18 protein-coding genes and 1 pseudogene are annotated in these 23,650 nt (G+C 60.1%); 7 read left to right on the top strand and 12 right to left on the bottom strand.

Annotation, left to right across the window (positions count from 1 at the left end; all coding sequences use genetic code 11):
• Positions 1-18: 18 nt before the first annotated feature.
• The 5 genes and pseudogenes from IOD40_RS16515 to IOD40_RS16495 form a co-directional block, all read right to left on the bottom strand.
• Positions 19-303 (bottom strand): annotated as a pseudogene (locus tag IOD40_RS16515) (RNA-binding S4 domain-containing protein); the annotation flags it as partial.
• Positions 304-3,405 carry a helicase-related protein gene (locus IOD40_RS16510; protein WP_198477800.1) on the bottom strand — a complete coding sequence of 1,034 codons (3,102 nt, stop codon included), beginning with the start codon at positions 3,403-3,405 and terminating at the stop codon, positions 304-306.
• A 640-nt stretch (positions 3,406-4,045) separates the two neighbouring features.
• Entirely contained in the window at positions 4,046-4,768 is a 723-nt protein-coding gene (gene phbB, locus IOD40_RS16505; protein ID WP_198477799.1) for a beta-ketoacyl-ACP reductase, read from the bottom strand.
• 47 nt (positions 4,769-4,815) lie between these two features.
• On the bottom strand, positions 4,816-5,172 hold the full coding sequence (locus IOD40_RS16500) for a hypothetical protein (RefSeq protein ID WP_198477798.1): 357 nt from the start codon (positions 5,170-5,172) through the stop codon (positions 4,816-4,818).
• Positions 5,173-5,174: 2 nt separating this feature from the next.
• Positions 5,175-6,350 (bottom strand): acetyl-CoA C-acetyltransferase, encoded by a 1,176-nt coding sequence (locus IOD40_RS16495; RefSeq protein WP_198477797.1) that lies wholly within the window; start codon positions 6,348-6,350, stop codon positions 5,175-5,177.
• A gap of 223 nt (positions 6,351-6,573) precedes the next feature.
• Between IOD40_RS16495 and phaR the strand changes: the two genes are divergently transcribed.
• Together phaR and IOD40_RS16485 are read left to right on the top strand one after the other, a co-directional pair.
• On the top strand, positions 6,574-7,170 hold the full coding sequence (gene phaR, locus IOD40_RS16490; RefSeq protein ID WP_198477796.1) for a polyhydroxyalkanoate synthesis repressor PhaR: 597 nt from the start codon (positions 6,574-6,576) through the stop codon (positions 7,168-7,170).
• Positions 7,171-7,314: 144 nt separating this feature from the next.
• A complete protein-coding gene (locus IOD40_RS16485; protein ID WP_198477795.1) occupies positions 7,315-7,746 on the top strand; it encodes a GlcG/HbpS family heme-binding protein in 432 nt (143 codons plus the stop codon).
• 51 nt (positions 7,747-7,797) lie between these two features.
• Here the strand turns inward: IOD40_RS16485 and IOD40_RS16480 are convergent, their stop codons facing one another.
• The 3 genes from IOD40_RS16480 to mtgA all read right to left on the bottom strand — a co-directional run bounded on the left by IOD40_RS16480 (position 7,798) and on the right by mtgA (position 9,376).
• Positions 7,798-8,199: a hypothetical protein gene (locus IOD40_RS16480; protein WP_198477794.1), complete on the bottom strand. Its 402-nt coding sequence runs from the start codon at positions 8,197-8,199 to the stop codon at positions 7,798-7,800.
• 104 nt (positions 8,200-8,303) lie between these two features.
• Positions 8,304-8,486, bottom strand: a complete 183-nt coding sequence (gene rpmF, locus IOD40_RS16475; RefSeq protein WP_198477793.1) for a 50S ribosomal protein L32 — start codon at positions 8,484-8,486, stop codon at positions 8,304-8,306.
• A gap of 149 nt (positions 8,487-8,635) precedes the next feature.
• On the bottom strand, positions 8,636-9,376 hold the full coding sequence (gene mtgA, locus IOD40_RS16470) for a monofunctional biosynthetic peptidoglycan transglycosylase (protein ID WP_198477792.1): 741 nt from the start codon (positions 9,374-9,376) through the stop codon (positions 8,636-8,638).
• Positions 9,377-9,477: 101 nt separating this feature from the next.
• On the opposite strand from mtgA, the gene IOD40_RS16465 reads away from it, so the two are divergent.
• Complete coding sequence (locus tag IOD40_RS16465) at positions 9,478-10,395, top strand: polyprenyl synthetase family protein (RefSeq protein ID WP_198477791.1); 918 nt, start codon at positions 9,478-9,480, stop codon at positions 10,393-10,395.
• Positions 10,396-10,440: 45 nt separating this feature from the next.
• On the opposite strand, the gene ispG is transcribed toward IOD40_RS16465, so the two are convergent.
• Complete coding sequence (gene ispG / locus IOD40_RS16460; protein WP_198477822.1) at positions 10,441-11,694, bottom strand: flavodoxin-dependent (E)-4-hydroxy-3-methylbut-2-enyl-diphosphate synthase; 1,254 nt, start codon at positions 11,692-11,694, stop codon at positions 10,441-10,443.
• Positions 11,695-12,159: 465 nt separating this feature from the next.
• Here ispG and IOD40_RS16455 point away from each other — a divergent pair, with 465 nt between their 5' ends.
• The 3 genes from IOD40_RS16455 (at position 12,160) to IOD40_RS16445 (ending at position 16,715) form a co-directional block, all read left to right on the top strand.
• Positions 12,160-13,296: an efflux RND transporter periplasmic adaptor subunit gene (locus tag IOD40_RS16455; protein WP_198477790.1), complete on the top strand. Its 1,137-nt coding sequence runs from the start codon at positions 12,160-12,162 to the stop codon at positions 13,294-13,296.
• A 10-nt stretch (positions 13,297-13,306) separates the two neighbouring features.
• Positions 13,307-16,471, top strand: a complete 3,165-nt coding sequence (locus tag IOD40_RS16450; RefSeq protein ID WP_198477789.1) for an efflux RND transporter permease subunit — start codon at positions 13,307-13,309, stop codon at positions 16,469-16,471.
• 85 nt (positions 16,472-16,556) lie between these two features.
• Positions 16,557-16,715 carry a DUF3309 family protein gene (locus IOD40_RS16445; RefSeq protein ID WP_198477788.1) on the top strand — a complete coding sequence of 53 codons (159 nt, stop codon included), beginning with the start codon at positions 16,557-16,559 and terminating at the stop codon, positions 16,713-16,715.
• Between the two features lie 62 nt (positions 16,716-16,777).
• Here IOD40_RS16445 and IOD40_RS16440 read toward each other — a convergent pair whose 3' ends face one another.
• Entirely contained in the window at positions 16,778-17,947 is a 1,170-nt protein-coding gene (locus tag IOD40_RS16440; protein WP_198477787.1) for an MFS transporter, read from the bottom strand.
• A gap of 357 nt (positions 17,948-18,304) precedes the next feature.
• Here IOD40_RS16440 and IOD40_RS16435 point away from each other — a divergent pair, with 357 nt between their 5' ends.
• Entirely contained in the window at positions 18,305-18,838 is a 534-nt protein-coding gene (locus tag IOD40_RS16435; protein WP_198477786.1) for an SH3 domain-containing protein, read from the top strand.
• A 3-nt stretch (positions 18,839-18,841) separates the two neighbouring features.
• On the opposite strand, the gene pyc is transcribed toward IOD40_RS16435, so the two are convergent.
• Both pyc and IOD40_RS16425 read right to left on the bottom strand, forming a co-directional pair.
• Complete coding sequence (pyc, locus tag IOD40_RS16430) at positions 18,842-22,300, bottom strand: pyruvate carboxylase (protein WP_198477785.1); 3,459 nt, start codon at positions 22,298-22,300, stop codon at positions 18,842-18,844.
• 137 nt (positions 22,301-22,437) lie between these two features.
• The gene (locus tag IOD40_RS16425; RefSeq protein ID WP_198477784.1) at positions 22,438-23,538 is read right to left on the bottom strand and encodes a branched-chain amino acid ABC transporter substrate-binding protein; all 1,101 of its coding nucleotides are present in this window, start codon (positions 23,536-23,538) and stop codon (positions 22,438-22,440) included.
• Between the last annotated feature and the right edge of the window lie 112 nt (positions 23,539-23,650).

Raw genomic sequence — 23,650 nt, 5'->3', positions numbered from 1 at the left:
ATTCCCCTTCGGACCTCATGCTCCCGGCTCCGCGCCGGATGTCAGGTCCTCGTAGAGGGTCCGCGCTTCCGGAAAAGGGCCACGCCGCGTGCCGGGCAGAAGGATGCGCCACACGACGACCCCTCGCTCAAGCTTCATGGTCAGCACATCGCCGGGCTTAACCAGCTGTGCCGCCTGGTCAATCTTTTCCCGGTTCAGGCGAACATGCCCCGCCTGAACCAATTTCGCTGCCAACGATCGCGATTTGACCGCGCGCGCAAAAAACAGCCATTTGTCGATGCGTTGGCGCTCGAGGCCGTTCATCTACTTCTTGTTGAGTTGCTCGCGCAGCGCGGCCAGCTTGGCGAACGGTGAATCCGGATCAAGCTTTGCCGGACGCTGCTCGCGCGGCTTCTGTTGACGCGTCTGGTTATCGGCAGATTGCGGCTTGCCGCCCTCACGTCGCTCATTGCGTCCACCTTCACGGCGGCGGCCTTCGCCACGCTCACCCTGCTTGCCCTGGAAACGGCCGCGCCCCTGGCGCTCACCGCGTTCCCCGTCCTGCTTGTCGCCATCCCGGCGTTGGCCTCGGCCCTGCTGGTTGCGGTTCTGGTTGGGCCGCTGGCGGCCTTCAAAGCGGGCGGGACGCCAGAGAAGAACAGGCTTTGCCTCTTCTGCAGGCTCTGCCGGCGCAGCTTCGGGGGCTGCAGCCTCTTCCGCCTGGCCTTCGGCCTGCGCAGGCTCAGCGGCAACGGGTGCTGCCTGTTCGGAAACCTCTGCCCCTGCTGGCTCCGTTGGCTCGGCAACCGCAGCTTCCACCGCTTCGCCTCCCTCGGAAGTTGCAGAATCTTCGACAGCAGCCATCTCGGCGGATGCTTCCACCGTTGCCTCAGCTGCCGCAGCCTTTGCAGCAGCCTGCTCCCGGAGCGCTGCGTCAAACGCCTCCATCTTCGCTGCCACTTCCGCAGCCGGCTTTGCTTCCGCACGATAGCCGAGGCCCTTCAGGGTCTCTTCCATATCGTCAGCCGTGGCACCGAGGATCGACATCATTGCCGGCGTCACAAAGAACGAAGCGCCGTCAAACGCTCCATCAGGGCGCGGGCCAGAGCCGGCTCGCCATGCAAGCGCGGGGCGAATGAGATCTGCAAGACGCTCCAGAATGTCGACGCGCACCGCCCGGCGGCCGAGGACACGGTAACCCGCAAGGCTGTAGAAAGCCGGCTCAAAGCTCGGTTCAACGACAATCGAGGTACGCCCCGAACCCAGCGCCGTCACAACGTCGCCGAAGCCCGGCTTGTCCTTGCCGTCATTGAGGAGCGACCACAGCAAGGTCAGCAAGCCAGCCGGAGCCGGCTTGATCAGAGCGGGGGTGAAGATATGGAACGCGCCAAAGCGAACGCCCAACCGGCGCAGCGCTGCACGTGCTTCCTGATCGAGCGACTTCACATCAGTCGCGATCTCACGACGATTCACAAGACCGAAATTCTCGACAAGACGGAACGCAATGCCGCGCGCAATGCCGGTCAGCTGGTCTGCAGCCTTGAGGTCGAACAGCGGCTTCAGCAGCGTTTCGATCTGGAAACGCACAAAACGCTCTGCCCGTGTCATGACCTTGTCGCGCGCGGGTCCGGTCAATTGCTCGTCAGCAAGAAGGATGATCCGCGGCGCAAGCGGATCGTCGCCTGCGACCAGGGTCGCGACCGGAGAGCCGATCCAACGCAGCAAGCCGTCCGAAGCCAGCGCGAAGTCGCCGTTGGGCGCATTGGAGAACCGTTCCGCGCGCGCTTCAAATTCAGCCGCCAGCGCCTTTTGCGCAGCAGCCTTCATCGCTTTGGCATCTTCACCTGCCGCCGACTGGTCCACCGTAAAACGGAAGCCCTGAAGGGAGCCAACGTGATGCCCCTCGACAGTGACGTCGCCGGACGGGTTTATTTCAGCTTCAAGCATTGCATTTTCTCTCAGGCGCCTCATGAGCACGGAAGTCCTGCGATCTACAAAGCGTTTCGTCAATCGCTCGTGTAGCGCATCGGACAGTCTGTCCTCTATCTCGCGTGTTTTTTCTTGCCAGTGTGCCGGATCGGCAAGCCAGCCGGGTCGATGGGAAACGAAAGTCCAGGTACGAATCTGAGCGATGCGGTGTGAAAGTGTATCAATGTCGCCTTCGGTGGAATCCGCCCGCCGCACCTGTTCGGCCATGTAGTCTTCATCAACGTGGCCCTTCTTGGCCAGATCAAAATAGATACTGCCGATTATGTCTGCATGTTGTGCGGGAGCAATACGCCTGTAATCAGGCAGTGCGCATGTCTCCCAAAGCAGCTCCACCCGCTTGGGTGTGACTGCAAGCCGCCGGACATCCTCGTCCTGGGCCAGATATTCTAGAGCTCGCTGGTCAACCGCTGGAAGGGCACGGGTCAGCCCCTCAACAGGCGGCGTGACATCGATCGAGCGACGCAGCGCGTCCAGACTGGAAAAATCGAAAGCGGCCGCGCGCCACTGCAGGACCTTTACCGGGTCGAAGCTGTGCGACTCGATCCGCTCGACCAGTTCGTCAGGGAACGGATCAACCTGGCCCGTGACGCCGAACGTGCCATCGCGAACGTGTCGTCCGGCTCGGCCCGCGATCTGGCCGAGCTCAGCGGCCGTCAGCTCCCGATATTGATGTCCGTCGAATTTCCGGTTCTGGGCAAAGGCCACATGGTCGAGATCAAGGTTCAGCCCCATCCCGATCGCATCGGTCGCGATAAGATAGTCGACGTCGCCGGACTGGTAGAGTTCGACCTGGGCGTTGCGGGTTCGCGGGCTCAGCGCCCCAAGCACAACGGCGGCGCCGCCCCTTTGCCGACGCACCAATTCCGCGATCCCGTAAACCTCGTCCGCGGAAAACGCGACAATGGCGGAACGGCGCGGCAAGCGGGTAAGCTTCTTTTGCCCGGCATAGGCAAGATGAGACATGCGAGGGCGGGTAATGACGGAGACGCCGCGCAACAGCTTCTCCAGGATCCCGCGCATCGTCGCAGCGCCCAGAAGCAGCGTCTCTTCGCGTCCGCGCAAGTGAAGCAAGCGGTCGGTGAAAATGTGTCCCCGCTCGAAATCGGCTGCGAGCTGAACTTCGTCGATCGCCACGAATGCAACGTCCGCCACACGCGGCATCGCCTCGACGGTGCAGACCGAATAACGCGCACCGGGCGGCACGATCTTTTCTTCACCGGTGATGAGCGCGACGTTTGCCGAACCGACCTTTTCGACCACGCGCGTGTAAACCTCGCGCGCGAGCAAGCGCAGCGGCAAGCCGATAATGCCGCTCGAATGCGCCACCATGCGCTCGATTGCCAGATGCGTCTTTCCGGTATTGGTCGGTCCAAGCACGGCGGTCACGTCCCGACCTGATAGGACGAGCGGAGCGTCGTGTCTTCTCTGGAGGCTCATAATGCGGTGTCGCTCTCCTCGGCGCGGCGGATGCCCCCGTTAGCACACCCCAACCGTAAAGCGGAAGATGTCTCGTCCATATGCGCTGAAATGCGTAGCAAAGGGAACCGTGTTAACTTGTGGAACGAGTCTGGAACGAATCAGCGACGAATCGCTGACTTAGCAAAGTTCTCGTTCTGTTCACCGCTACATGTAGTAGTTAATCCCCTGGCGGCACCAGACGATCACCGAACTTAGGGGCTTTCACGCCGATTGCGCCTTCCAATCGTTAACGCGCCTGAAGTCAGCTGCAAAATTTTGGCAAAAGCAGCGCTGTCAGCAAGCCCAAGCCTCAGAAGAAACACGGAAAAACTAAACACAATATTTACCGTTAGATACAGTACCCGCCCCCGGCATTAACGTTCGGCTCAAACGCGGAACGAATCGGCTACGAATCACTTCTTCTGCAAGATTCTTGATTTGTTCTCCACAACATGTGGTGAACAGCCTCCTCCGCACCACTATTCCGCCGCCTCCGCTGTGATTCGCGGGCGACACAAAGCTGGCAAATATTAACGATTTCGAGGATTCTGGCGTTCGGACGGTTCCATTTGGTCAGCGAAGGGCAGCCAGATCCAGCCGCCCCCCTCCAACATTGGACCTAAACGACGAACTGACCGCCATTGACGGACAAGGTCGATCCCGTGATGAAGCCGGATTCATCAGAGGCAAGAAACAGCACCGCGCGAGCAATCTCTTCGGGCTCGCCCAGCCGTCCAACCGGAATCTGCGCGACGATCGATTCGCGAACCTTTTCAGGCACCGCCATCACCATGTCCGTCGCGATATATCCCGGACAGATCGCGTTCACAGTGATCCCGGCGCGCGCGCCTTCTTGCGCGAGTGCTTTTGTAAAGCCGAGATCTCCCGCCTTTGCGGCAGAGTAATTGGCCTGCCCCATCTGCCCCTTCTGGCCATTGATTGACGAGATGGTGATGATACGACCGAATTTGCGGTCTCTCATGCCGGTCCAGACCTGGTGGGTCATGTTGAACACGCCATTGAGGTTGGTGTCGATCACTTCACGCCATTGCTGCGGCGTCATCTTGTGAAACATCGCATCGCGCGTGATGCCGGCATTGTTAACCAGCACGTCCACCGGCCCGAGATCAGCCTCTACCTGTGCGACACCCGCAGCACAGGCGTCGTAGTCGGCCACCGACCATCTGTAGACGGGGATGCCTGTTTCAGCGTTGAAGTTGCTCGCCGCTTCGTCGTTGCCCGCATAATTTGCAGCAACCTTGTACCCTGCGTTCTTGAGAGCCACCGCAATCGCAGCGCCAATGCCGCGCGACCCACCTGTTACGAGAGCAGTCCTTGTCATTTACCCTCCTTCGGCACGTGCCGTGCGTCTACACTCATGAGTTGCGGCTAAAGTTTGGAGAACGCCTCCTGAATGATGCGCTCTCCGAGAATTTCCCCGTACTTTGAACCCGCGGCCTCGAACTCCGCGGCCTGAAGGTCAGCAAGCTTGACGTTGCATTTGCGCGTCGCGAGCTTGACCATTGCAGCACCAAGATCGGCGACGCCTGTCCGCATGCCGTCGACGTCATCCTGCAATGCGGCGATGAAGAGTTTCTTCATCAGTTCAGCCTCTGCATGGCCGGAATGGGCAGCCATGCAAAGGGCCAGATCGTCGGGAATGAACGGCTGTGCTTCAGCTTTGAAGGAACTTGATGAGAAGAGAGCGATACTGACGAGGGCAAGGGCGACTGAAGACCTCGCCATCCTCACAGCGCCTCTACGCACATGGCAACGCCCATGCCGCCGCCGATGCACAGCGTGGCGAGCCCCTTTTTCGCGGAGCGGCGCTGCATTTCGAACACCAGCGTATTGAAGACGCGAGCACCCGATGCGCCGATCGGATGGCCTATGGCAATCGCGCCGCCATTGACGTTCACGATGTCCGGATTCCAGCCCATATCCTTGTTGACGGCACAGGCCTGCGCCGCGAAGGCCTCATTCGCCTCAACGAGATCAAGATCGTCGACGCTCCAGCCAGCTTTCTGCAGCGCCTTGCGTGAGGCGGGGATGGGGCCGGTGCCCATGATCTGCGGATCGACACCTGCCGTCGCCCAGGACACAATCCGCACCAACGGCGTAATCCCGCGACGCGCTGCCTCTTCCTCGCTCATGAGCACGACCGCAGCAGCACCGTCATTGATGCCGGAAGCGTTGCCAGCGGTCACGGTGCCTTCTTTGTCGAAAGCAGGCCGCAGCTTCTGAACGCTCTCGAGCGTGGTACCGTGTCGAATATATTCGTCAGCGTCGACAACCACCTCTCCCTTGCGGGTCTTGAGGGTGACCGGGACGATCTCGTCCTTGAAGCGCCCCGCCTTCTGGGCGGCCTCAGCCTTGTTTTGCGATGCGACCGCGAACGCGTCCTGCTCGTCGCGGGTAAGCTGCCACTGACGCGCCACATTCTCTGCGGTGTTGCCCATGTGATAGCCGTAGAAGGCGTCGGTGAGCCCGTCCTTGATCATCGTGTCGATGAACTTGAGATCACCCATCTTGGTGCCCGAGCGCAGATGCTGGCAATGAGGCGCGAGCGACATGGATTCCTGGCCACCGGCAACGATCACTTTTGCATCGCCGGTCTGGATCTGCTGCATGCCGATTGCGATCGCGCGAAGACCCGAGCCGCAAAGCTGATTCAGCCCCCAGGCAGATGCCTCCTGCGGAATTCCTGCAGCCATTGCAGCCTGACGTGCAGGGTTCTGGCCCTGCCCTGCGGTCAGAATCTGCCCCATGATCACCTCGTCCACCTCGCTACCGGCAACTCCGGCGCGCGCCAGCGCTTCCGTGATGGCAACGGCGCCAAGCACATGGGCTGGCGTATCGGCGAACGCTCCATTGAACGATCCGACGGGGGTGCGGGCGGCGCTCGCTACAACGATGGCAGACATTTGGTTCCTCGCTAGGAAGCGGTTCATCGGCGTGACATTTGCCGATTTGTTGCCGTTTCATCGTTACGAGTCAAACCTGAAGTGTGCCGCAACATCGATTCACTGCACTGCACCATCCCCCTTCCCATTGTGTCTCGTTTAGGCCTATCCTTGCAGTTCGGCGTCGGGGGAGAGGCCGAGGGTAATTGCCCGCTAACGCAGCATCCCATGCGGGAGGTCACGAATGCCAGCGAAACAGGACCCTGTGGTCATTAAAAAATATGCCAATCGGCGGCTCTACAACACGGGGACCAGCACTTATGTGACCCTTGAAGACCTTGCCGGAATGGTGAAACGCGGTGAGGAGTTTACCGTTCAGGACGCAAAGTCGGGCGAGGATATTACCCACCCGGTGCTGACACAGATCATCTTCGAGCTAGAGAACAAGGAAGGGCAGAACATGCTGCCTGTCTCCTTTCTTCGACAACTCATCGCTTTCTATGGCGACCAGATGCAGACGATCGTGCCAAGCTTTCTTGAGCAGTCCATGATCGCTTTCGCTAAGGAGCAAGAGCGGTTTCGCGAGCAGATGAACAGCGCTCTTGGCAAGTCTCCGCTGGAGATGATGCAGTCAACCAACCCGATGAAGGCGCTCGAAGAACAGACCCGGCGCAATATCGAACTTTTTCAAAATGCGATGCGCATGTTCACGCCCTTCCCCCCGCAGCCAGCGGAACCGGAAGAGCCTTCGCCCGCCGCTTCAAGGGACAATGATGATCTCAAGGAGCTGAAGGAGCAGATTGCAGCGATGCAGCGAAAGCTGGATCAGCTCGGAAGCTGAGGCGGCATCCCTGTATTTTCAGCCTGCTGACGGAAGCGCCTTCTTGTGCATGGAGGCAGCTTTCCGCCTCAACGTCCCTGCGTCCTATTACCAAACGTAAAGTCATCCCCTATGGTCCCGCCGCGCTGATCAGGAGTACCCAGAATGACTTATCTTACGCTGGCACAAGCCAACACCATCATCGAAGCCACCTTTGCCAAGGGCGCAGAACTCGGCCTCAACCCACTGTGCGTCGTCGTGGTTGACGTTGGTGGCCACACCGTCTCGGCCCAGAGACAGGACGGCTCGCCTTTCATGCGGATCGAGATTGCCCGCGGCAAGGCATTCGGCGCTATCGGGTTCGGCGCGGGCTCGCGCAAACTTAACCAGGCAGCGCTTGATCGCCCGCATTTCGTTGGCGCCTATGTCGCTCTAACCGGCGGCAACGCGGTTCCGGTTCCGGGCGGCGTTTTGATCAAGGGCCAGGACGGCGAGATCATTGGCGCCGTTGGCGTGTCCGGCGACACCTCTGACAATGACGAGCTCGTTGCAAAGACCGGCATTGAAGCTGCAGGCTTCGTCGGCGACGGCGGCTGAGGCCAGCCGTTTCGAACAGGAAAGAGCCCGACATCCGGGCTCTTTTTTTGCCTAGCGCAGATTGATGTCGCGCGATGACGCGCGCAGGGAAACGACAAATCCGGCGAGAACGTCGACGAACGCAATCGCCATGAGGATGAAGAAAAGAGACGACGAAGCCCGCTGGACCAGAAGGAACTCGACCAGGAAGGCAACGAACACCAACGTTGACAGCAAATGATCGAGCACCGATGCGTTCGACGTTCGCGTGGCCTTCACCACCTCAACGAACAGAAGCACAAGTGACAGCAAGACCAGCATGTCCGCGAGCGTCATCGACCATACCCCGCCTGACAGCATGCCCAGCGAAAACAACTCAACCCGCCACGGATCGGAGACATCGCCGAAAAGACCGAGGAGGCCCAGATTGTACAGGATGAACGGAATGATCATCAGCGGGATCTGGAACAGCATTGGCATCTCCTGAACTCAGGCCGGCGCGGCATCCGCAGCAGCAGATAAAGAAAAAGCCGACGCAAGCGCCGGCCTTTCGATAATACAGGACACCGAGGAAAGCCTTAGCTTTCCTTCGGCTCCATAACCTGGCGACCGCGGTACATGCCCGTCTTCAGGTCGATGTGGTGCGGACGGCGAAGCTCGCCCGAATTCTTGTCCTCGACATAGGTCGGTGCCTTCAGCGCGTCGGCTGAGCGGCGCATGCCGCGCTTCGACGGCGAGGTCTTTCGTTTAGGTACGGCCATGGATCCTGCTCCGGTTTTCGGTCAACATGCCGTAGCCGCCCTCGTTGAAAAGGGCCCGCAGTTCGGCCGATGACCAGGAAAGTCGCGCTGCCTATACACTGGCGGCGCGCATTTGACCAGCGTCCCGATACAAAATTTTGCTTTAGCAGCTAACGGACGCAGTGATTGTAGCCGCCAGCTTGCCTTGCACGTCGTTCAATCCGGTTTGCGAGGCGGTTAAGCCCCGCGCTGGGCTTGCCTGGAGTGCGTGCTAGCGGGTTAGGCAGCGTGACGGCAAGCAGGGCCGCCTCGCGTGCGCTCAGATTGCGGGCCGACTTGCCGAAATGATGTTGTGCCGCTGCTTCGGCCCCGTAAATACCAGGGCCCCACTCCGCCACATTCAGGTAAATCTCCATGATGCGGCGCTTTGGCATGATGGCGTCCATGAACACCGAGTAAGGCAGTTCAACTGCCTTCCGGATATAGGAGCGCCCGTGCCACAGATACAGGTTCTTGACGGTCTGCATGGTGATTGTGGAGCCGCCGCGCGCGCCCTCCCCGGCAAGGAAGTCCTGCACGACGGCACGAAATTCACCAAGATCAATCCCGTGATGAGAGCAGAACTGACCATCCTCCGACATCATCACCGCATTGACGAGGCGCGGGCTGATGTCGCTGAGCGGCGTCCATCTGCGCTCGTAATCACGCAAAAGCACCATATCCTTGGCCATCAAGGTCGAGACCGGATGAACGAAAGGCGGCAGGTAAGCGAGCGTCAGAAGCACCGGCAGAGACGCCAACAGAACCAGCAGCGCCAGGAGGCGACGAATCAGGGTGCGCTTGCGCTTCGTTTTGCGGCCACGCTTTCCTGACACTTTGCCAATGCCGGCCTCGTCCGTCCGCAGATCCACCTGTCGCCTCTTGCTTCACTGGTTCTGGAATACAGACGCACACACCCCAGTGCAACGTCGCATGGCTTGACCGCGCCTCATTTTGCGGTCATCGCTCCGCCATGACTGACACGCCCTCCCCCGATTTCGAACTGGCTCTGGCCACCCATGCCGCCGGCGTTGAGACCACCCTCGACAAGCTCCTCTCGGTCCATTTGTTGCCTGGGGAGATCGCTCGTCCCGAAAATCTGATGCGCGCCATTCGACATGGCGTCCTCAATGGCGGCAAGCGTTTGCGCCCATTTCTCATCATCGAAAGCGCTGCGCTGTTCGACGCGGGCAATGAAGCTGCGATGCGCGTGGCGGCAGCGCTTGAGTGCATTCACTGCTACTCGCTGATCCATGACGATCTTCCGGCGATGGACAATGATGATCTGCGCCGCGGCCAGCCAACGGTTCATCGAGCCTTCGATGAGGCCACCGCAATTCTCGCAGGCGACAGCCTGCTGACCTACGCCTTCGACATCATTGCCGACGACGCAACAGAGCTGTCGGCATCGACACGGCTCTCACTGGTACAAAGCCTTGCGCGCGCTGCCGGGCTGGGCGGGATGGCCGGAGGCCAGGCGCTTGATCTTGCGGCGGAGAAGGTGAAGCCCGACGAGGCCGGCATTGTGACATTGCAGGCAATGAAGACTGGCGCGCTGATCCGCTACGCCTGCGAGGCTGGCGCGATCATAGGCAGCGCCTCGATTGAAGAGCGTGAACGGCTTGGCGAGTTCGGTTCGGCGATCGGCCTTGCCTTCCAGCTTGCCGACGACCTTCTCGATGCAACGTCCAACGCCATCACGCTTGGAAAGGCGGCAGGCAAGGACGCCGATGCCGGAAAGGGCACGCTCGTATCGCTCCACGGCATCGAATGGACACGCAAGCAGTTGAAGGGGCTCGTTGACCAGGCGAACGAAATCCTCGCGCCCTTTGGCGAACGCGGAGCCATGCTCAAGCATGCTGCCGAATACATCGCTTATCGGACGTCTTGACGGCAGCCGCGCCAGCAGAAACGGCTGGCTGGCGCGATTGTCCGCCTACTCGGCTGCGCGTTGTCCGCCGATGCCGAAGCGGCGCTCAATATAGTCTGCGACCATGCCCTGGAAATCTTTGGCGATGTTCGGCCCGCGCAGCGTCGCTGCCTTCTGACCATCGATAAAGACCGGCGCCGATGGCGTCTCGCCTGTTCCGGGCAATGAAATGCCGATGTCAGCGTGCTTCGACTCGCCCGGGCCATTGACGATGCAGCCCATCACCGCAACCTTCAGCACTTCCACGCCCGGATATTTTTCCCGCCAGACGGGCATGTTGCGCCGCAGATCTTCCTGAATGGTCGCCGCAAGCTCCTGGAAGACGGTGGATGTCGTGCGGCCACAGCCAGGGCATGCCGCGACGATCGGTACGAACTGGCGAAAGCCCATGGTCTGGAGCAGTTCCTGCGCCACCTGCACTTCGCGGGTACGATCACCGCCCGGCTCTGGTGTCAGCGAGATACGGATCGTGTCGCCAATGCCCTGCTGCAACAGGATGCCCATCGCCGCCGACGAGGCAACAATACCCTTGGACCCCATACCAGCTTCGGTCAGGCCAAGATGCAAGGCAAGGTTGGAGCGCTTGGCAAGCTCGACATAGACCGCGATCAGGTCCTGCACCTGACTGACCTTGGCCGACAAAATGATCTTGTCGCGCGACAGGCCAATCTCTTCCGCCATTTCGCCCGAGATCAGGGCGGACTGAACGATTGCCTCACGGGTCACTTCCTGCGCCGTCAGCGGCGACCCGGAATTCTGGTTCTCGTCCATGAGCCGCGTCAGCAGCTCCTGATCGAGCGACCCCCAATTCACGCCGATGCGGACAGGCTTGTCATGACGGATGGCCGTTTCGACAATCGCGCCGAACTGCTTGTCCTTCTTGTCCTTGAAACCGACATTGCCTGGGTTGATGCGATATTTCGCCAATGCCTCGGCGCAGGCCGGATGATCGGCAAGCAGCTTGTGTCCGATATAGTGGAAATCACCGACCAGAGGCACGTGGGTACCCAGCCGCGCAAGCCGATCCCGGATATGCGGGACCGCCGCGGCGGACTCATCTCTATCCACGGTGATCCGAACGATCTCCGAGCCCGCGCGATGAAGCGCAGCAACTTGCGCTACCGTGGCATCGATATCGGCAGTGTCCGTATTGGTCATGGACTGGACAACAACCGGCGCGCCGCCGCCCACCATCACGTCGCCCACCTTCACACCCACTGTGATACGGCGCTCCAGCGGACGGTCGAGAAATTCAAACATCGCGGTCAAACTCATCTACGCCGCAAGCGGCGGAAAGGGATTTTCGGCCTTCTAACACAAACCTAGCGCATGAACACGTCAAACTCTGTCGAGCAAGGCACCTGACGCAGGAAGGAGCCTTAATGATGACGATTCCGTGGCCATGTTTATCTGCACTCGCCGCCTTTCCTGACAAACCCTGTCACCAGCCCCTGTGCTGCTCGTTGCCCGGACGCGGGCTGCGCTTTAGCTATAAGGCGGCGTCCAAGCCGATGAGACAACCAGGCTCTGCTGTATGCATGCCCGATACTACGACGAGAATTGATAAGCGCTTCATTTTTTCTGACTATTTCGGCAATGGATACTGCTGTAGAAGGGCTTCTGTTCTACGGACCTAGCTGAATTGTCCGACGGACCTTACGTTCGCCAGGCCGCCATCACTGGATCGGCATCACTTCGAACGAGAACATTGAGCTGGATAACTCGATGCCCAAGATCAAATTTCACAAGATCGCGGCGGTGGCCGTGCTTCTTGCAACGGTGGCTTGGGTAGCCACCGGAGAGTTCTCGTCGGTCGGCAGCGCCGCCAGTGAAGCGGCAACAGCCGCACCATCGGCACCAGGTGCAGAAACCAGCCCGCTGCGTACCGTTGGCGTGATCAAGCCGGTGCAGATAGAGCATTCCCGCGCCATCCGCATGTCGGGATATACCGACGCCGATCAGCGGGCTGTGCTCGCTGCGAGGGCTGCCGGGGTGATCGAGGAATTGCCGATCAAGCTGGGCACCGTCGTCGAGCGCAACGATGTCATCATGAAGCTCGAAGCAGAAGGCAAGGAAGCCGCGGTGGAATCCGCGCGTCAGACCCTTGCCCAGCGACAGACCGAACTGGATGCCGCACAGAAGCTTGCCCGCCAGGGAAGCATCTCGAAACAGCAGCTCGACAGCGCCACCACCGCAGTTGCAGCCGCGCGCTCGCAGCTCGAGGCGGCAGAGGCCGAGCTGAACCGCAACATTCTGCGCGCCCCGTTCAGCGGCACGATCGACAAGATCGACGTTGAACTTGGCACTGCCGTCCAGCCGGGCGCGCCTGTCGCCACGATCCTCAACCTCGACCCGATCCTTGCCCGCGGCGAGGTCTCAGAACGTGATCTGGGCTTTGTGGCTCCAGGCGACAAGGCTGAAGTGCGCCTGGTCAACGGGATGGAAGTCGAAGGCGAACTTCGCCATGTGAGCCGTGATGCAACGACCACAACCCGCACCTTCCGGGTGGAAGTCGCAATCGCCAATCCGGAGGGAAACATCCCTGCGGGGATGACCGCCGAGATCACCTTGCGGGCAGATCCCGTCCCATCCACGCTTCTGCCTCGGTCCGTCGTGACACTCAGCGCCGAAGGCGACCTCGGCATCCGCGCAGTTGATGGCGCCAACGAGGTGGTGTTCTTCCCGATTGACCTGGTTGACGACACACCGCGCGGCCTTGTCCTTGGCGGAATCCCGAACGACGTGCGCATCATTGTCGCCGGACAGGAGATGATCTCCGAAGGCGACGTGGTGAATCCGGTCGACGCAGACCCGGAAACAATAAAGAAGCTGGTCGAGGTGACGGCTGGCGGAGCCCTTTAAGGGGTCGGTCATGGACATAGTAAAACTGGCGATCCGCAATTCGCGGCTGACGCTTACGACCCTCGTTTTCCTTATGATCGCGGGCGCACTTGCCTATGTGAACATCCCAAAGGAAGCCGAGCCGGACGTTCCTATCCCGATCATCTATGTGAGCCTTGTCTATCAGGGGATCTCCCCGGAAGACTCGGAGCGCCTGCTTCTGCGGCCAGTCGAAACCAAGCTGAAGACGATCAAGGGCGTCAAGGAGATGCGCTCTTCCGCCTATGAGGGTGGCGGCTTTGTTCTGCTCGAATTCGATCCATCGACCGATCTGAAGACCGCTCTTGATGACACAAGGAGCAAGGTTTCGGACGCAAGGCGCGACATTCCGCAAGGAGCTGAAGAGCCGAGCGTCCACGAGGTCAACATTTCCGAATTTCCGGTTCTGGTTGTCACCTTGTCCGGGGACGTACCGGAACGGACGCTGACCCGTGCGGCACGTGAACTGCGCGACAGGATCGAGGAGGTTCCAGGGGTTCTGGAGGCCGTGCTGAAAGGCGCGCGCGATGATCTCGTCGAGGTTATCATCGATCCGATGAAACTGTCATCCTATGGGCTTCGGCTCGACCAGTTGATCCAGGGCGTCGGCGCCTCAAACAGCCTTGTTGCGGCCGGCGCGATAGAGGGGTCGGAGGGACGGTACTCCGTCAAGGTGCCGGCCCTGATCGAGTCTGTCGAGGATGTCGCCAATCTTCCGGTTGTCGCCGGGCCCAACGCCATTGTCCGGGCGCAGGACCTCGCAACGATCCGCTCCAGCCATAAGGATGCCGAAACGATCAGCCGTATCAATGGCAGGCCCGCCATCGCGATCGAGGTGAAGAAAAGGATCGGCTCCAATCTTGTCGAGACGGTCGATGAGGTGAAGGCTCTGGCAGACAGCTTCCAGAAAAACCTGCCTGAGGGGATGCACGTCACCTACACACAGGACAAGTCTACCTTCATCAATCAGCTTCTGGGCGAATTGCAGAACCATGTTCTCATCGCCGTGATCCTCGTTTTTATCGTGATCCTTTACGCGCTGTCGGGACGCTCATCGCTGATCATCGGCCTTGCAATCCCGTCATCGTTCCTCATCGGCATTTTGTTGCTCTCGCTGATGGGCTTCACGATCAACATGATTGTGCTGTTCAGTCTGATCCTTGCGGTCGGAATGCTGGTTGATGACGCGATCATCGTGGTCGAATTCGCCGAAAGGCGCATGTCCGAAGGAATGCCCCGCGAGGAGGCTTTCGAACTCGCAGCAAAGCGCATGGCAGGACCAGTTGCTGCAGCAACCCTGACACGCATTGCGGCGTTCTCACCACTTCTGTTCTGGCCCGGCATCGTCGGCAATTTCATGATGTACATGCCGATCACGCTGATTGTGACGCTGGCAGCGTCGATGCTGTTCGCGCTCGTGTTCACGCCTGCTATCGGCGCCAAATTTGCCCACACTCATGTCATTCCGGAAGAGGAACGACGCGACGGCCTTTACATGAGCATCGTCAAGAAGGCGGTCACCTACCCAAAGACTGTGATGCTGGGTGCTATCCTCCTGTTGGGCGGCGTCATGTACAGCTATTCCCACTACGGGGCTGGCGTCGAATTCTTCCCGAATGTCGAACCCGACTATGGCCTCCTCTACGTCCATGCGCGTGGCAACCTGTCCCTTGCCGAGATGGACACCGCAACCCGTATCGCTGAGGAGCGCCTCCTCGGCTGGCCGGGCGTGAAGTCCGTCTACACCAGCGTTGGACAGAGCCGCGGCGGCGGACAGGATGTTGCCGAGGACGTCGTCGGCATCATCCAGTACGAATTCGTCGACTGGCGCGAGCGCAAACCTGCCAACGAAATTCTCGATGAGTTGCGCGTCGTCATGGCCGGAATTCCCGGCGTGGACGTTGAAGTCCGGGTGCCGGATGCGGGGCCGCCGACCGGAAAGCCGATCCAGATTCGCGTCTCCGCCACCGATCCGACCGGGCTTGATGAACAGGCCAGACGCGTGGCTGCGCGCATTGCGGAGGTTCCGGGCGTGATCGACATTGCCGATGGCTTGCCGCCCCCCGGCGTCGACTGGGCGTTGTCCGTCGACCGCACCAAGGCGTCCCAGTATGGCATCAGCCCGATTGCGGTCGGTACAGCGGTGCAGCTTGTCACGACCGGCCTCAAACTGACGGATTACCGCCCGGCCGGTGCTGATGACGCCGTCGACATCCGGCTGCGCTTGCCCGAAGACCGCCGCACCCTTTCAACGCTCGATCAGTTGCGGATTGAAACAGCGCAAGGATCGGTACCGATTTCCAACTTCGTTTCGCGCAAGGCCGAGCCCCGTACGGGTATCCTCAACCGGATAGACGGGGAGCGCACCATCGTCATCCAGGCAAATGTCGCCAATGGCTTCCAGACGGCGTCCGTTCAGGCGGAGGTCGCGAAAGCGGTTGGCGAGATGGATCTTGGCAACGCCAAGTGGAAACTCGCCGGGTCGAGCGAAGAGAGCGACGAAGCGAGTGCATTCCTGTCGAAGGCTTTCGGCGCTGCTGTCTTCCTGATCTTCATCGTGCTTCTTGCCCAGTTCAACAAGTTCACCAGCGTGTTCCTGGTGCTGATGACGGTGGTGATGGCGACGATCGGGGTATTCCTCGGTCTTCTGATCACCGGGCAGGCCTTCGGCATCATCATGTCCGGCATCGGCGTGATCGCGCTGGCGGGCGTCGTGGTGAACAACAACATCGTGCTGATCGACACATATGATCGCTTGCGCCACGAAGGCTGGAGCAAGGTGGACGCCGTGCTCCAGACCTGCCGGGAGCGCGCGCGGCCGGTGGTTCTGACGGCTGCGGCCGCGATATTGGGCGTCCTGCCGATCGCGCTCGGTTTGGGGTTGGAGCTTTTCCACCACGAGACCACGATCAACGCCCCCTCGACGCAATGGTGGATTTCGCTTTCATCAGCGATCGTCTACGGCCTGACCTTCGCGACCATCCTCACCCTGATCGTGACCCCATCCGCATTGATGATCTTCACCTCCGAAGATGCGGCACGGGAGGGCAAAAGGCAGAGCCTCCTGTCGCGCATTTTCCGGCGAAAGAAGACCAGCGAGAAAGCTGAGAAACCCGACGACGTGAAGTTTCCCGCCTATAGCAAGGCCGCCGAATAGAGCGCGTTCACCTCGAACTGTTTCATATGGAACGTTTTTGTGACGCCAACATTGTTCAGGCGTGACTTAGCGAGAGGGCGACAAGATGACCTTGGGTACAATTCTTATCATCATCCTCATCCTGATACTTTTGGGCGCGTTTCCGGCCTGGCCGCATTCACGCGGATGGGGATACGGACCGTCCGGAATTCTTGGTGTGGTCCTCGTAATTGTCCTGATTCTCGTCCTGATGGGACGGATTTAATAATTATCGCCGCCGGTAAGGAAGAAGCGACCGATGCCAGCTTCTTCCTTGTCCGGTTCAACCTAACCTGCGTTTGCGTTAAAGTCGGCACGCCGCACAGATCCCGCCATCGCACTGACGGCCAACAAAAAACCTGACAGCGCCACAAAGACTACGGCGAAGCCGACCCTCTCTCCGATAAAGCCGATGGCGGACGGGGCCACCAGCATTCCGGAATACCCCATCGTGGTAACGACACTGACAGCCGTGGCCGAAGCTATGCCTTGGTGATTCCCAGCTGCCGAGAAGGCTATCGGCACCATGTTGGCAACTCCAATCCCAGCGAGGGCAAAGGCGGCTATCGCCCACAGAGGCGTCGAAGCCAGACCTGCCATCAACATCCCGGCTGCGGCAATCAGAGCCGACACGCGCAGCGTCCTGACCGCGCCAAAGCGGTTGCGGATCCCGTCCCCCATGAAGCGCATCACGGCCATGGTCACAGCAAAGCCTGCGAAGGCGAAGCCGGCAACGCCGATGTCGGCACCAAGGCTGCGCTGAAGATGTACTGCACCCCATTCCAGCACCGATCCTTCGGGGATCATGCAGAACAAGGCGATGATGCCGATGAGATAGATCAGCGGATCCCGCGGGAAACGGAACCGCTCGCGGCGAGTAGAGGAGGTCTCGACCGGCGCTCCGATCAGCCAGCGCCAGACGGCAAACACCATCAGATACGCCACGGCGCCAACGATGATCGACTGTGTCACATGGCCGGTGCCCTGGATCAGCAATCCGCCCGTTGCACTGCCAGCAAACCCGCCAAGACTCCAGAAGCCATGCGACGAGGACATGATCGCTCGTCCCAATTGTCGCTCCGTCTCCACCGCATTGGTGTTCATGGCAACGTCCATCCCCCCGACCACGCCTCCAAGCGCGAAGATGGCCGGGATAACAAGATAGAGGTTAGGTGCCAGCGCCACGGCGGGCAGCACAATACCGAGAACTGCGCCGAAACCGCGTAGTACAGACTTTGAACCGTATCGGCTCATCAGCCAGCCGCATGTGGGCATCGCGACCAGCGCACCGAGTCCAAATATGAGGATCAACAGACCGACAATCGTTTCGGCGATATCAAATCGCGACAACAGCAGCGGCACTTGAGGAGCCCAGCTGCCGGTGACGAAACCGTTGGCGAAGAACATGGAAGCAACCGCCCAACGTCCGAGGCGAGCGGCTTGTCTTTCTGGGCTCATTTCACTGAAGATCCCTGGAGGAAGCACGAGGCAATCTAAATCGGTTAAACGCCCCGTCAATCGCCGAGCGTGGTGATACAGATTTCGGTGTTACATTTTCTCGATGCCACATTGGTGACGAAACGAGGCCACATTCCCATTCCATGGATTTCCATCAAGATTTGCGCAGCGTAGCAGTTCGCGTCGCACCGGAGTTTCCTCGTGGAAAAATCATCCTGGCGAAAAAGCCCACAGACCGAACCTTTCCTTGCCCCGTTAAGTTCTGATGGGAGGCGACGTCGCCGGTCCGAGATTCTCATTCAGGACCTTCCCCCGGCTGCTGCCCCCATCGCGGTAACACTCGTCGGCGCCGTGGCGATGTTCTTTCTGTTTCGCGCCTTTGCCGGCGATGTAGCCATTGTCGAGGCAACGCCAGCGCCACCGCCGCAAGCAGAGATCACGACCACGGCAACCGAGAATGTTGCGGATCCGCAGGTGGGGGCAGTGCAAGTTGCAGAACCTGACGCGGCGATCGAAACCGCGATCCAGCTTCAAGTCGCCGATCCCCGCGAGACCGGCTCCATCCTGCAGGCCGTTCCTTCCGAGACAGTCTTCATGCCAGCAGTTCCGATTGCCGAGACCGAGGACGAGATCGAACAATTGGAGCGGATGCAGCTGGAAGAGAAGGGCGACGTCGAGGCCCCGCAACCGATCGGGGCGGCCGGTTTTCGGGCTGCGACCGCGTCGCAATCCGTGAATATGCGTGCCGGCCCCAGCGACGAGGCTGAAGTCCTTGCGATCGTGCCGGCACGAGCTGAGATTGAAGCCGAGACCGACTGCGCCAGCTGGTGCGCAGTCAGCTTCGATGGCCGACGAGGCTACATCTACAAGAGCTTCGTCGACTATCGTTAAGGGCTAGGCGTAGACGACCAGCAAATCCTTGGCGTCGATCTGCTCGCCGGTCCGGACGAGCACTTCTGCCACTTCGCCGTCTCGCTCGGCATGCAAAGCCGTCTCCATCTTCATCGCTTCGATGGACAGGAGCACGTCACCGGCCTTGACGCGCTGGCCGGAGGCGACGGCAACGGTCGAGACGACGCCAGGCATCGGCGCGCCAATATGTGCGGTGTTGCCAGGTTCCGCTTTGCGCCTTGCCTTGACTGCGCTTGCCCCGCCCTTGCGGTTTGGCACCTTGACCCGCCGCGGCTGACCGTTGAGTTCGAAGAAGACGGTCACCATGCCCTGATCGTCCGTCTCACCGAGCGCCAGACAGCGGACGACCAGCGTCTTGCCCTGCTCCAGATCCACGTAGATCTCCTCCTCCGGCTCCATGCCGTAGAAGTAGGATGGTGTCGGAAGAACGCTGACGGGGCCGTATTCCGCCTGCGCGGCCGCAAAGTCGGTAAAGACCTTCGGATACATCAGATAGGATGCGAATTCCGCCTCGCTTAGCCCCCGTTCGATCTTGCCCTCGATCTGCTTTCGCTCGGCATCAAGATCAGCGTCCGGCAGTAGCGAGCCGGGGCGAGCCGTGATCGGTGCTTCCCCTTTCAGTGCCTTCTTCTGCAACGCCTGTGGCCAGCCGCCCGGGGATTGGCCGAGATCGCCGCGCAGCATGGAGACGACAGAATCCGGAAATGCGATGTCGCGATCAGGGTTCATCACATCCTCGACGGAAAGCTCCTGGCTCACCATCATCAAAGCCATATCGCCGACCACCTTGGATGACGGCGTCACCTTGACGATATCGCCGAACATCAGGTTCGCGTCATGATATGCACGCGCAACTTCATGCCAGCGCGTCTCAAGCCCGAGCGATCGCGCCTGCTCCTTCAAGTTGGTGAACTGGCCACCCGGCATTTCGTGCAGATAGACTTCGGAAGCAGGGCCCTTCAGGTCGCTCTCGAACGCGGCATATTGGTTTCGCACCGCTTCCCAATAAAACGAGATGCGGCGAATCCATTCCGGGTCGAGGCCTGTGTCTCGTTCATCCCCCTTGAGCGCCTCTACGATCGAGCCAAGGCAGGGCTGCGATGTCCCGCCGGAAAAGGCATCCATCGCCGCATCCACCACATCAACGCCAGCTTCCACAGCGGCAAGAACCGTCGCTGCCGATATGCCCGACGTGTCGTGCGTGTGGAAATGAAGCGGCAGATCGGTCGCCTCGCGCAGCGCCTTGAAGAGTACCTTGGCAGCCGCCGGCTTCAGCAGCCCCGCCATATCCTTAACCGCAATGATATGGGCGCCTGCCCGCTCCAACTCCCGCGCCAGAGCGACATAATAGGCTAGATCATACTTTGCCCGGCTGGGGTCGCGGATGTCACCAGTGTAGCAGATCGCAGCTTCGCACAGCTTGCCCTCTTCGATCACCGCGTCCATCGCGACACGCATGTTCTCGACCCAGTTGAGGCAGTCGAAGACGCGAAAAAGATCGATTCCGCCGGTAGCAGCCTGACGGACAAAGTGGCGAACGACATTGTCGGGATAGTTGGTATAGCCGACGCCGTTCGCGCCCCGCAGCAGCATTTGCAGCAGGATATTCGGTGCAGCTTCGCGCACCAGCGACAGGCGCTCCCACGGATCTTCCGTCAGAAACCGCATCGAAACGTCGAATGTCGCGCCGCCCCAGCACTCGAGGGAGAAAAGCTGCGGCAAGGCCTTGGCGTAGACGCGCGCGACCTGTGCGATATCGTATGTTCGCATGCGGGTTGCCAAAAGCGACTGATGCCCATCGCGCATCGTCGTATCCGTGACGAGCACACGCTTTTCAGCACGCATCCATTCGGCGAACTTTTTCGCCCCAAGCTCATCCAGCCTTTGCTTGGTGCCCGCCTGAACCGGCGCATCGATGTAGGGGACACGCGGTCGCGCCGCGTCCTTCTTGGGCTTGGGCCTGCCGCGTGTCTCGGGGTGTCCGTTCACCGTCACATCGGCGAGATAGTTGAGAAGCTTGGTGGCGCGGTCCTGCCGCTTGACGTGGCTGAACAGCTCGGGTGTCGTGTCGATGAAGCGGGTCGTGTAGGAGTTATCGCGAAATTTCTCGTGGCCGATAATGGCTTCAAGAAAGGTCAAATTCGTCGCCACACCGCGAATCCGGAACTCTCGCAGCGCTCGGTCCATCCGGGCCAGCGCTTCTTCCGGCGTGCCGCCCGAGGCGGTCACCTTGACCAATAGCGGATCGTAATAGCGGGTGATGATCGCGCCCGAATATGCCGTGCCGCCATCAAGACGAATGCCAAATCCGGCAGCCGAGCGGTAAGCCGTGATGCGCCCATAGTCCGGAATGAAATTCTGCTCCGGATCCTCGGTGGTGATGCGGCACTGCAATGCATGGCCGTGAAGACGTATCTCCTCTTGCCGTGGAACACCCGATTGCGGCGTTCCGATCTCCTCACCTTCCAGCAGGCGGATCTGCGCCTTGACGATGTCGATGCCCGTCACCTCCTCGGTGACGGTATGCTCGACCTGGATGCGCGGATTGACCTCGATGAAGTAGAATTTGCCGGTAACTGCATCCATCAGGAACTCGACCGTGCCGGCGCCAACATAATCGGTGGCCCTTGCGATCTTCAGTGCGTACGCGGACAGTTCCTGACGCTGGCTGTCATCGAGATAAGGGGCAGGCGCACGCTCGACGACCTTCTGGTTGCGCCGCTGGATCGAGCAATCGCGCTCGAAAAGATGAACAACATTGCCGTGTGTGTCGCCAAGAACCTGCACCTCGACATGGCGCGCGCGCTCCACCAGCTTCTCCAGATAGACCTCGTCTTTGCCGAAGGCGGCTTTCGCCTCGCGCTTGGCTTCAATGACTTCCCGGCCAAGGTCCGCCTCCGAACGGATGGCGCGCATGCCGCGTCCGCCACCTCCCCAGGATGCCTTGAGCATCAGAGGATAGCCGATCTCGCTGGCCAAGCGCGCAACCTCGTCCATATCGTCAGGCAGCGGATCGGTGGCGGGCACCACGGGCACGCCGACCTCAATGGCAAGGTTACGCGCGGCAACCTTGTTGCCAAGCTTGCGCATCGTATCGGCGCGCGGCCCTATGAAGATGATGTTGTTTTGCGCACATGCCTCGGCAAATTCCGGGCTCTCGGACAGGAGCCCGTAGCCGGGATGGATGGCGTCTGCACCGGAAAGCTTTGCAACCCGGATGACCTCGTCGATCGACAGATAGCTCTCGATGGGGCCAAGGTCCTTTTGCAGATGAGGTCCGCGGCCTATCGGGTAACTTTCATCGGCTTTAAATCGATGGAGTGCGTATTTGTCTTCTTCGGCCCATATCGCAACAGTTTTGATGCCCAGTTCATTTGCCGCGCGGAAAACGCGGATAGCAATTTCAGAACGGTTGGCGACAAGCAGCTTGCTGATCTTCAAGTTAAAGCACTCCTGAGCCGAAACTGACGAAAGGTAAACTTAGCCGGATAATGCTGCACTGCAACAAAATTTACGCACCCGCAAAACAAACGGCCCAGCGCAAGCGCCGGGCCGTCAAATGCTTCACCGGGTGATGATTACTCGGTGATGTAGTCGTACTGGCCGCCCTTCCACTCGTAGAAGACGTAGCCAGGCAGCTTGCTGTCGCCCTTCTCGTCGAAGGAGGAATCGCCAAGCACGGTCTTGAACGTCTCAGAATGAAGCTTCTCGACCACGGCGTCGTGATCCACGCTGCCTGCAGCCTCTGCTGCCTGTGCCCAGGCCTGAACAGCGGCGTAGGTGTAGAGGACGTAGCCTTCCGGCTCGGTGCCCTTCGCGCGGAACTGCTCGACGATGTCAGTAGCGTCGGGGTTTTTGCGCGGATCCGGCGAGAAGGTCATCAGCGTGCCCTCGCCGGCATCGCCGGTGATGGCCCAATATTCATCCGTGACCAGTGCGTCACCCGAAACGAGAATGGTGTCCATGCCCTGTTCGCGCATCTGACGCAGGATCAGCCCCGCCTCGGTGTGGTAGCCGCCGACATAGAGGACGCCGACGCCCTCCGACTTCAGCTTGGAAACCAGCGCGGTATAGTCTTTTTCGCCAGCCGTGTAGGCTTCATAGAGAGCCGGCTTCCCACCTGCAGCCTCGTAGACTGCCTTGGTGGCATCGGCGAGACCCTGGCCATAGGCCGTCTTGTCGTGGATGAACGCGACCTTCTTGTCTCCAAAATGGTCGAACAGGTATTTGCCGGCAACGTCGCCCTGCTGGTCGTCACGGCCGCACATGCGGAAGATGCCATCGCCGGGACGCTCATCGGTAAAAGTCGGATTGGTGGAGCCGGGCGAAATCTGGATGATGCCTTCCTCGGCATAGACCTGCGAGGCCGGGATCGAGGAACCCGAGCAGAAGTGACCAGCCACGAAGACAACGCCATTGCCCGCCATCTGGTTGGCAACGTTCACGGCCTGACGTGGGTCACACGCATCATCGCCGACTTCCAGAACCAGCTTCTCACCGAGGACCCCGCCGGCTGCATTGATGTGTTCTACGGCCAGCTCTGCACCCGCCTTCATCTGGGTGCCGAAAGTCGCGTACTGACCCGTCATTGGTCCGGCCGTGCCGATTGTGATGTCGGCCCAAGCGGAACCGGACATCAGAAGACCCAGTGCGGCGCCTGCAAGAAGAACTTTCTTCATGACTACTCCCTTTAACACCCTCATGTTCCCGTAGCGGTTCCGGACGGTGTTGATGTTCCGGTTGCCGCTTAGCGCGGGTTGGCCCCGCTTGATTGGTATCAAATCGCAAATC

It is taken from the genome of Aquamicrobium zhengzhouense (assembly GCF_016124105.1).
Lineage (GTDB): Bacteria > Pseudomonadota > Alphaproteobacteria > Rhizobiales > Rhizobiaceae > Aerobium > Aerobium zhengzhouense.
Note: the sequence above shows the minus strand (reverse complement) of the source record. Positions and strands in the feature narration are given on the sequence as shown.

What these genes read in the sequence shown, in the direction of transcription:
- phbB (WP_198477799.1), bottom strand. Translation starts at nt 4,768, where the DNA reads ATGACAAGGACTGCTCTCGTAACAGGTGGGTCGCGCGGCATTGGCGCT.
- IOD40_RS16480 (WP_198477794.1), bottom strand. Translation starts at nt 8,199, where the DNA reads ATGCTGTTCCAGATCCCGCTGATGATCATTCCGTTCATCCTGTACAAT.
- IOD40_RS16435 (WP_198477786.1), top strand. Translation starts at nt 18,305, where the DNA reads ATGTTCTTTCTGTTTCGCGCCTTTGCCGGCGATGTAGCCATTGTCGAG.
- ispG (WP_198477822.1), bottom strand. Translation starts at nt 11,694, where the DNA reads ATGTTTGAATTTCTCGACCGTCCGCTGGAGCGCCGTATCACAGTGGGT.
- IOD40_RS16465 (WP_198477791.1), top strand. Translation starts at nt 9,478, where the DNA reads ATGACTGACACGCCCTCCCCCGATTTCGAACTGGCTCTGGCCACCCAT.
- IOD40_RS16510 (WP_198477800.1), bottom strand. Translation starts at nt 3,405, where the DNA reads ATGAGCCTCCAGAGAAGACACGACGCTCCGCTCGTCCTATCAGGTCGG.
- IOD40_RS16495 (WP_198477797.1), bottom strand. Translation starts at nt 6,350, where the DNA reads ATGTCTGCCATCGTTGTAGCGAGCGCCGCCCGCACCCCCGTCGGATCG.
- IOD40_RS16425 (WP_198477784.1), bottom strand. Translation starts at nt 23,538, where the DNA reads ATGAAGAAAGTTCTTCTTGCAGGCGCCGCACTGGGTCTTCTGATGTCC.
- rpmF (WP_198477793.1), bottom strand. Translation starts at nt 8,486, where the DNA reads ATGGCCGTACCTAAACGAAAGACCTCGCCGTCGAAGCGCGGCATGCGC.
- IOD40_RS16485 (WP_198477795.1), top strand. Translation starts at nt 7,315, where the DNA reads ATGACTTATCTTACGCTGGCACAAGCCAACACCATCATCGAAGCCACC.
- IOD40_RS16450 (WP_198477789.1), top strand. Translation starts at nt 13,307, where the DNA reads ATGGACATAGTAAAACTGGCGATCCGCAATTCGCGGCTGACGCTTACG.
- phaR (WP_198477796.1), top strand. Translation starts at nt 6,574, where the DNA reads ATGCCAGCGAAACAGGACCCTGTGGTCATTAAAAAATATGCCAATCGG.
- IOD40_RS16455 (WP_198477790.1), top strand. Translation starts at nt 12,160, where the DNA reads ATGCCCAAGATCAAATTTCACAAGATCGCGGCGGTGGCCGTGCTTCTT.
- IOD40_RS16440 (WP_198477787.1), bottom strand. Translation starts at nt 17,947, where the DNA reads ATGAGCCCAGAAAGACAAGCCGCTCGCCTCGGACGTTGGGCGGTTGCT.
- IOD40_RS16445 (WP_198477788.1), top strand. Translation starts at nt 16,557, where the DNA reads ATGACCTTGGGTACAATTCTTATCATCATCCTCATCCTGATACTTTTG.
- IOD40_RS16500 (WP_198477798.1), bottom strand. Translation starts at nt 5,172, where the DNA reads ATGGCGAGGTCTTCAGTCGCCCTTGCCCTCGTCAGTATCGCTCTCTTC.